Genomic DNA, 1,882 nt, shown 5'->3' on the forward strand with positions numbered 1-1,882 from the left:
CGTCAGCCAGTACAGGTCGCTCATCCACGCTCTCCTCACGGAGCCTGAATCAGATCGCGCCTCTCACATCAATGGGTCCTGACCCTAGCTTGCGGTCGCTCCTCTTTATATGGGAACATTGCGAACGTCGTTTCGACAATCATTGGCGGAGGTAATGCAGAATGGAAAGTAGCCGTCAGCTGGAAAACATCGGAATCGCAATCGCGCCGATGCTAGTTGGTTCGGTGTCCGAAATAAGGGTCGTGGCGGAAGTCCATGACGACTGGATCCAGAGGCGCTATGATGTCGTGCATGACGGCAAGCTTGTTGAAGGAGTGGAAGGCGAGAGATCCGTGAACCGATCCGTCAATGATGCTCTATCTGCGCTCAGACGTGACATGCTCGAAGAGGGTCAGGTAGACTGGCATCATTGCGCTTATATCTTAAGGGCTGACGGAGCCTTCAAAATCGAATTCGATCGTAGCAGACCGCCGAGTGCATAAATGTCGACGACTGGAGATCTCTAGCGGAACAGTAACTGCCTCGTTTCCGAGCTCGACCATTCCGCTGCCTACCGTTCTCGGCCATTCCCGTAACAGCATCGATCGCGAGAAAGCTGGATCGGGAAAGAACGGCTCGGTACCGTCTAAAGCCCCCCGTTATTCGCTCGGGATGCATTAGGTTTTGCATCGTTAGGATATCAAGTTTCACGCGGTTTGGTAGCGGATAATACAAAAGCGGAGCTTGAAAATGAACGAGATGGACAAGCAGACCGATATAATAACGAAACTGGCTCAACTAATGATTGATCAGATTGAGGGTCCTTTTGAATCCATCGTGTGCGAATACGAATATCTAGAACGATACAGCACGGTTGGCAGTTCGCTTTCGGTCATACTACATGGGACGCAGAAATATCCAGATACTGCGGCCGGATTTGCGACCGACAATGTCGAGCTCTGCATGAAGCTTCGTGAGTTGATGAGATTTCATACGGGAGGGGAATGGGGCTCGTTTTCCCTTTCGCTAGCTGCGAGCGGCGAAGCAAAAACAGAGTTCTATTATTCATAATCGGCGACGCCTAATCATCATACTCATCGTGAGAGCAATGACTGAGGTGGCGTGTGCGAGGAAGCTGTTAAGGCAGGATTTTTTGAATGGCTGTTGATCCGGAATTCATTGCCGCAGTGGCGAGTTCGAACGTCTGCGCATTATATTACGCCCTGTGCGATGAATATCCGTTGCGCTTAAGGATACCTAGAACGACATTGGCGAAGACGGCCGTGCTGGAGGCAGCGGCAGCGAGGGAACTCCCTTTAGAAAAACTGAGAGGTCCGGGAGCGGTATATCGCCTTTCATCGCTCCCAGAAAACTTGAGCCTTAATGTGATTATTCAGGGCGGCGGATCCTTAGAAGCCGATTTTACCGTGCATTATAGGGATAGGCCCCAAAGAGACGGCTTTGCCCAACTTTGCTATAGTGCCCGTATATTCACCGGGCAGCCACCGTGCCAACCACCTTATCCCCGTCCAACATGCCTGTCGGTTGACGAGATTTTGCCGGTGATCAAAAGACTTGATGACTTAACCCAAATTCTCGGGAGCTTTTCCGGCCGACCTTCAACCTGCTGAATTATCCGGCACAGTGCGTTCGCGATTGAAAGCGGCCATGCCGCTTTCATCTCCAACCGGCCATTCCCAAAATTCGATCCCTTTCGAGAGGGCTGCCGGCTTCTCACGGCTCGTTCCTAATTGGGAACATCGCTCGGATCAGCGTTATCGTCCACCTCCAGCAGAACACGATAAGCGGTAAGCGTGGCCGGCAGGCCGCAGATTACGCGGCTTGCGCCACTCGCTCTGCGGTTTGCGCGGACCAGTTCCAGGGCATGAGTTCGTCCCATCGC

3 protein-coding genes are annotated in these 1,882 nt (G+C 52.4%); all 3 read left to right on the plus strand.

Annotation, left to right across the window (positions count from 1 at the left end; translation table 11 throughout):
* The first annotated feature begins 161 nt into the window (after nucleotides 1–161).
* On the plus strand, nucleotides 162–482 hold the full coding sequence (locus tag C8J25_RS20095) for a hypothetical protein (RefSeq protein ID WP_107956111.1): 321 nt from the start codon (nucleotides 162–164) through the stop codon (nucleotides 480–482).
* Nucleotides 483–729: 247 nt separating this feature from the next.
* Nucleotides 730–1,050: a hypothetical protein gene (locus C8J25_RS20100; RefSeq protein WP_107956112.1), complete on the plus strand. Its 321-nt coding sequence runs from the start codon at nucleotides 730–732 to the stop codon at nucleotides 1,048–1,050.
* Nucleotides 1,051–1,136: 86 nt separating this feature from the next.
* On the plus strand, nucleotides 1,137–1,610 hold the full coding sequence (locus tag C8J25_RS20555; protein WP_146173445.1) for a hypothetical protein: 474 nt from the start codon (nucleotides 1,137–1,139) through the stop codon (nucleotides 1,608–1,610).
* Nucleotides 1,611–1,882 lie beyond the last annotated feature (272 nt).

The sequence above is a fragment of the Sphingomonas faeni genome (assembly GCF_003053745.1).
Taxonomy (GTDB): Bacteria; Pseudomonadota; Alphaproteobacteria; order Sphingomonadales; family Sphingomonadaceae; genus Sphingomonas; species Sphingomonas faeni.